7 protein-coding genes are annotated in these 6,382 nt (G+C 57.7%); 5 read left to right on the top strand and 2 right to left on the bottom strand.

All coding sequences use genetic code 11. The features are described from left to right. Both RCCGE510_RS06800 and RCCGE510_RS06795 read left to right on the top strand, forming a co-directional pair. A partial coding sequence (locus tag RCCGE510_RS06800) for a hypothetical protein (RefSeq protein WP_007628413.1) occupies positions 1-649 on the top strand: 649 nt, incomplete at its 5' end. 162 nt (positions 650-811) lie between these two features. Next, entirely contained in the window at positions 812-1,057 is a 246-nt protein-coding gene (locus RCCGE510_RS06795) for a hypothetical protein (RefSeq protein ID WP_007628412.1), read from the top strand. Positions 1,058-1,668: 611 nt separating this feature from the next. Here the strand turns inward: RCCGE510_RS06795 and RCCGE510_RS35490 are convergent. Beyond that, complete coding sequence (locus RCCGE510_RS35490) at positions 1,669-1,848, bottom strand: hypothetical protein (RefSeq protein ID WP_081525680.1); 180 nt, start codon at positions 1,846-1,848, stop codon at positions 1,669-1,671. Positions 1,849-2,205: 357 nt separating this feature from the next. Here RCCGE510_RS35490 and RCCGE510_RS06790 point away from each other — a divergent pair, with 357 nt between their 5' ends. From RCCGE510_RS06790 to RCCGE510_RS06780, 3 genes are all read left to right on the top strand, one after another. Beyond that, the gene (locus RCCGE510_RS06790; protein ID WP_037077995.1) at positions 2,206-3,126 is read left to right on the top strand and encodes a hypothetical protein; all 921 of its coding nucleotides are present in this window, start codon (positions 2,206-2,208) and stop codon (positions 3,124-3,126) included. A 166-nt stretch (positions 3,127-3,292) separates the two neighbouring features. Next, a complete protein-coding gene (locus RCCGE510_RS06785; protein ID WP_007628410.1) occupies positions 3,293-5,410 on the top strand; it encodes a catalase in 2,118 nt (705 codons plus the stop codon). An 81-nt stretch (positions 5,411-5,491) separates the two neighbouring features. Continuing rightward, positions 5,492-5,851 (top strand): low affinity iron permease family protein, encoded by a 360-nt coding sequence (locus RCCGE510_RS06780; protein ID WP_007628409.1) that lies wholly within the window; start codon positions 5,492-5,494, stop codon positions 5,849-5,851. Between the two features lie 26 nt (positions 5,852-5,877). On the opposite strand, the gene RCCGE510_RS06775 is transcribed toward RCCGE510_RS06780, so the two are convergent. Beyond that, a complete protein-coding gene (locus RCCGE510_RS06775) occupies positions 5,878-6,285 on the bottom strand; it encodes a low affinity iron permease family protein (protein ID WP_037078010.1) in 408 nt (135 codons plus the stop codon). Positions 6,286-6,382 lie beyond the last annotated feature (97 nt).

Genomic DNA, 6,382 nt, shown 5'->3' with positions numbered 1-6,382 from the left:
TAAGTGTCCACAACTCCTAGTCCTCAAATGCGTCCGAATGCTTAGCGCGCTTAGGGCTTTACGAGCACTCCTAGCGCAGGGTTTAGTACTGGATGCTGGGTCGCTGATGAGGATATCTGACGAGGTAGGGTCCGACATAATGTTCATCGCTGGACCGACGTTGTTCAATCGTCCCCCGGAGGCTCGTCACAAGCAGTTTCTTCAGGAGCTTTTCCAAGAGGAGTTTGGAAAGAAAGATCCGTGGCCATCACGGATTAAGAGGGACCGCGTGAGCCGTAGACACATTAGGGCGTACAACGCCAGAACATATTCGGCAGCTGGCAGCGACATCAGCAAAGTGGTGGACGTAACAGAGCTTATTGATGGGGTGTTCTCCGGCTTCATTCACGGCGCTGGCGCTCACATAATGGATTCGTTCGATGGGCTGGACTTCCACACGGAACTGAGCCCAGACAGCCATCCCCTCGTTGCCCTGCAAGATCAGTTCAGCCACTATATTCAAAGAACAATTATGGGTTTCTGTTTTAGCGCCAAGGCTATGGGGCGAGAAGACGTGTTTCAGGTGCTATATAAGCTCAACACCGATCTATTCGACGAATATGGCGAGCTTTTGAGCGCATCTAACACCCAAAGCCACCCTCGCTCTTGAAGGCTTCCTTCGGTTGCGCAGACCTGGCAGACGCTACTTCGCCCCAGCGCACAGCACCACCATAACATTGCAGACGTCTTCGCCGGATTGCGCGACTCGAAAACAGCGGCGGCGCTTCACCTGCGGTAGCCAAAGAACCGCCAAGGGTGTAGAGCCCATCGCATGGCCCTAGACCCCATCAAAGCACTCTCCGACTATTCCGAAGCCGATTGCACCGTGCAGTTTTGGGTCGCCGACGCGCCCGCAGTTGAATTCAGATCTCTACAGGCCGCCGTGAGTTACGCTAAAAATAACGGCGGTCGATGGCAGGAGATCGAAATTACGGTGCATTTGCCCCGAGAGGATATCGTTTACGCTACCGACAAGGTGCACCAGTTGATCGATGCATTGCGCTTGAGCGGCCAGTGACATTGTTGGCGTAGGCCCGAAGATCCAGGTGGCGAGAGAACAGCATCGCCGCGGTCGTGTGCGCCCTCGGGGCGTCGGCGGCGCCTTGATCGACGTGATACCTCCGGAGTTGGTCGTCTCGGCGTCTTTTAACGAAAGCAACAAACGACGAACCGGCCAGCTTTGCGTTGACGGTCGAATGATGTAGAGGCTGAGACGGGACGCGACCGCCATTAACTTTAGAATGGGGTCGGGCGGCAGATTGACGTCACGTCGCTGCCACGAGATCACGTGGCCGTTCTCTCTTGATCATTGGAGCGTGGGAACCACGTTCGCGGCTAATTTTCAAACACATACTATTGCCACAGCAACCGGGTAGGCTCAGTCATGGCTCTCGGTATGACAATAGGAATTGGCGTAGGCGCCGCGGTCGGCCCGATTCTGTTCGGCGACGTCGCGATCGGCATCACCTTCGGGGTTGCGCTTGGCGCTGCCGTTGGGGCTACAATCAAACGGAAATGACATCCGGGTGCGATCGCGATGCTGCCGGCCAGCGCTCCCGAGCGCCTACGGAGCACCTGCCTGACTTCTCCTCAATACTTCCGCTCTTTGCAGACGCGAGCCGCCTGCCGTTAGTAACTGCACGAACGACCCTCCCGGGGGCGGAAGCCATCCGCACAGGCCGGATTCATCGAATCTCCCGGCTGATATCCCGATGCCGAGCCATATGAATTCGGTGGCGTCGAGCAGGCCGACGTCATGGCGGCAAGACTGATCGCCCCAACTGCTACAAATGCCCGAAATCTCTTCATTGGATGCTTCTCCGTTTACGCTGTGACGCCGTGATCGGGACCTCTCCCGTAGGAGCAGCGGGAGACATTTTCCCGAACTCACCCCGGATCACCTTGAGCCAAGATATAGGCGCACACCCCGGCTGGCGTTAGCTCGAGCGCTCAAGATTTTCGTCGCTCCTTGAAAGCTCTGCTTAAGGTCGTCGACGATCAAGGCGGCGGGAACAAATACCGTGGTCAAAAGTTGAGGGGCATCAACAACGTAACGTCAGTTTCTGACAGGAGGTCTCTCATGGGTCGCGGTATTTTACTTTGGCTGCTCGGTGTTCCATTGCCTATCATCATTCTTCTGGCTCTGTTTATGCGATAGGAACAGATATGTCGGTTTCAATGACAGGTTCCGGAGAGATTGCCACTCCGGTCGAATCCTCCAAATCAGCTATGACATGGGGGCCCATCTTCGGGGGGGCCGCCGCGGCCATTGGCGTGACGCTCATCCTTTTGCTGCTCGGATCCGGGCTTGGCTTGACCATGGTGTCGCCCTGGTCCGGGCAAAGCAGTTCGCTCGGGACACTCGGCGTGACGGCGGCGATCTGGCTGGTCCTGGTGCAATGGCTCTCTTCGGCGCTCGGAGGCTATATTACCGGCCGGCTGCGAACGAAATGGGCGGCCGTCCACACCGATGAAGTTTTCTTCCGCGACACCGCGCATGGTTTCTTAAGTTGGGCTTTGGCGACAATCTTCGTCGCCGGGTTTCTTGCATCGTCGCTGACCTCTCTGGCCGGCGCGGGTGCGCAAGCCGTGGGCTCGGCGGCACAGGCCGTCGGATCGACTGCCACGGCCGCCGGTACGGCCGCAGCATCGTCGGCAACCTCGCCGGTGGATCTCTCCACGTCCTATTTCACCGACGCATTGCTGCGTCCCGATCAAGCGCGAGCAGCGGCCACATCCAATGATGCCGCGGCAACATCGGAGGTGTCCCGCATCCTGCTCAACGGCGCCGCCGAGGGCAAGATTCCCGATGACGACAAGGCCTATCTCGCCACCATCGTCTCTTCTCGGACCGGCCTTTCGGAAGCCGATGCACGCACTCGGGTCGATACGGTGCTGAAGCGTATCGACGACGCCAAGGTCGCTGCCCAGAAAGCGGCCGATGAGGCACGCAAGGCGGCCTCCACCACCGCCCTGCTCGGCTCGCTATCACTTCTGATCGGGGCTTTCATCGCCTCAGCCGCCGCAGCGTTTGGCGGATCGCAACGCGACGAAGAGGAAGATCTCATCGTCACTTCCCGGCGCTAAAAGGCCCGGATGAACTCGGGGCGCGGGGTCGAAAGGCCGCGCGCCCTATTTATTTTATCTTGTTTGGAACGCAGCCCGCCGCTCAGTCGGTGTTTATTTCGCGGCGAGCGGAACATGTGGCTATTTTTGAGCTTCGGTTAAGTCAAACCTTTTCCGGAGAATTTAGATGGCCAAGAAGACGTCCAAGACCTCGCCCTCGGACAACGCAACGATCCATGATCAGAAACTGCACCGGGGTGCAGGCGGTGAGCTTCATCAGTTTGCCGAAGACGGCACGCCGGTGTTGACCACAGCCCAAGGCGGCCCCGTCTCCGACGACCAGAATACGCTTCGCGTCGGCGCCCGCGGGCCCGCCCTCATCGATGATTTTCACTTTCGCGAGAAGATTTTTCATTTCGACCACGAGCGTATCCCCGAGCGGGTCGTCCATGCGCGCGGTTACGGCGCCCATGGCTATTTCGAAACATATGAGTCCCTGGCCGCCTATACCCGAGCCGATCTTTTCCAGCGGCCTGGCGAAAAGACGCCGGCTTTCGTCCGGTTTTCCACCGTCGCCGGCAGCAAGGGATCTTTTGATCTCGCGCGTGACGTACGCGGTTTCGCGGTGAAGCTCTACACGCAACAGGGGAATTGGGATCTGGTCGGCAATAACATCCCCGTCTTTTTCATTCAGGACGCGATCAAATTTCCGGACGTCGTCCATTCGGTAAAGCCCGAACCAGACAGGGAATTTCCGCAGGCGCAGTCGGCGCATGACAATTTCTGGGACTTCATCACCCTCACCCCCGAAAGCATGCACATGATCATGTGGGTCATGTCGGACCGCGCCATCCCGCGTTCGTTCCGTTTCATGGAGGGGTTCGGCGTTCACACCTTCCGCTTCGTCAACGCCGCCGATGAATCGACCTTCGTCAAATTCCATTGGAAACCGAAACTTGGCCTGCAATCCGTCGCTTGGAACGAAGCGGTCAAGATCAATGGTGCGGATCCGGATTTCCATCGCCGCGACCTCTGGCAGTCGATCCAGTCAGGAAACTTCCCGGAATGGGAACTCTGTGTCCAGCTCTTCGATCAGGACTTCGCGGATACGTTCGACTTCGACATCCTCGATCCGACAAAAATCATTCCCGAGGAGATTCTTCCGGTTAAACCGGTCGGCCGTCTCGTGCTTGACCGGATGCCCGAAAACTTTTTCGCAGAGACCGAGCAGGTCGCCTTCATGACGCAGAACGTTCCGCCCGGCATCGATTTCAGCAACGACCCGCTTCTGCAGGGACGGAACTTCTCTTATCTCGACACGCAGCTGAAACGTCTGGGTGGTCCGAATTTCACCCATCTGCCGATCAATGCTCCGAAATGTCCCTTCCATAATTTCCAGCAGGATGGCCACATGGCGATGCGCAATCCTGTCGGGCGGGTCAATTACCAACCGAACTCCTGGAATCAAGGGCCACGAGAATCCCCGGTTCAGGGCTATCGTCACTTCCCCGCCGAGGAGCAGGGTCCCAAAGTCCGGTTGCGGCCGGAAAGCTTTGCCGATCATTACAGCCAGGCGAGGCAGTTCTTCATCAGCCAGACACCGCCGGAGCAACGCCATATCGCGGCGGCCCTGATCTTCGAACTGAGCAAGGTCGAGACACCTGTCATTCGCGAACGCATGGTCTCCCATCTTTTGAACATCGATGAGACGCTCGCCAGCAAGGTCGGCCACGCACTCGGCTTCAAATCGATGCCGACGCCTGCCGATGCCGCCATGCCGACGCGGCAGGATCTCAAACCGTCGCCGGCGCTCAGCATTGTCGAGCGCGGTCCGAAGCGGTTCGAAGGACGCAAGCTCGGCATTCTTGTCACCGATGATACCGATGCCGCAATCTTCAAGGCGCTGCTTGCCGAAATCACCGAACAGAGGGCAACCTTCGAAGTGATCGCGCCAAAGATCGGCGGCGTGACGCTCTCGGACGGCAATTGGATCGAGGCGCATCAGATGATCGACGGCGGACCGTCGGTGCTCTACGACGCCGTGGCGCTCCTGCCCTCGTCCGCAGGTACGAGTGACCTGCTGAAGGAGGCCACGGCCCATGATTTCGTGTCGGATGCCTTCGTGCACTGCAAGTTCATCGGCTATGTGGAAACAGCGCTGCCACTCATGCAGAAGGCCGGAATTGCCGATTCACTGGATGAAGGCGTGATTGGGCTCGGAGCGGCTGGGGATGTCGCGGCCTTTATCAAGGCGCTTGGCAAACTGCGTGTCTGGGCCCGGGAACCATCGGTCAAATTGAATTGACCGTCTTGTCGCTGTGGCAATGACTTATCGCAATATAAAACCCGCTCAAACGCGGGTTTTATACCGTAGGTGGGGAGCCGTATGCGCTGGTGCTTTCGACAGATCTCCGACTTAGCCGTCTCATGGGCAGGGCATCGTTTGGTCCCTGTCACGCTGGTCGCTTTCCTCGCCATATGGGCGACAGTCGGCCTGAGTTTTTCTTTCCCGCGGCAGTGGCTTTTGCTGACCAACATGGTCGGCACAGCTATTATATTTTTCATTTTGCTGCTGGTGCAGCACTCGCAAAATCGGGACATGATGGCCCTTCACGCCAAACTCGACGAACTGATCCGATCAAGCAAGGCAAGAAATCACTGGATTGCAGCTGAGAAGAAAGATGCCGACGCCATCGAGAGAATGCGCGAGCACCACCACGACCAGATCTCAAAGACAATGAACTGAAGCGCGTCGCACGGAGGCGAGATGCATCAGGCGGACGTCGCCTCCGCGGCAGATTTCTCATCCGCCTTTTCCTCGACGCAGTCGGCTTGCGCGGCAAGCGCCTTGCTCATTTCTCTGAGTTCTTCCTCCTCCAGCTTTTCGATACCGATAAACTTGTTGGCGGCCTGGCTCGTCAGGATGAGTTCGTCAAGCTTGGCCTGGACTGCCTTGCCGTCCCGGTTCTGGCTGTTCTGCAACACAAATACCATCAGGAAGGTGATGATGGTGGTGCTTGTATTGATCACAAGCTGCCAGGTTTCAGAATAGCCGAAAAACGGGCCGGAAATCGCCCATGCAAGCACGAGCGCCAGTGCCGCTATAAAGGTGAACGGCTTTCCCGAGAAATCGGCGACCGTGGTTGCGAAGGAAGAGAAGAAGTTGGGTTTGTTCGACATCTGGAAAGCCTCGCTGGATTGCAGCATCAATGCTGTCAATCGACAACGTCAACGCCAAATCCGGGCCGAAGTTCCTCGCCCCACCGAGCTGTCCGAG

The sequence above is a fragment of the Rhizobium sp. CCGE 510 genome (genome assembly GCF_000292525.1).
In the GTDB taxonomy this organism is placed as follows: Bacteria; Pseudomonadota; Alphaproteobacteria; order Rhizobiales; family Rhizobiaceae; genus Rhizobium.
The sequence above is the reverse complement of the archived record's forward strand: the minus strand, read 5'-3'. Positions and strand labels throughout refer to the sequence as shown.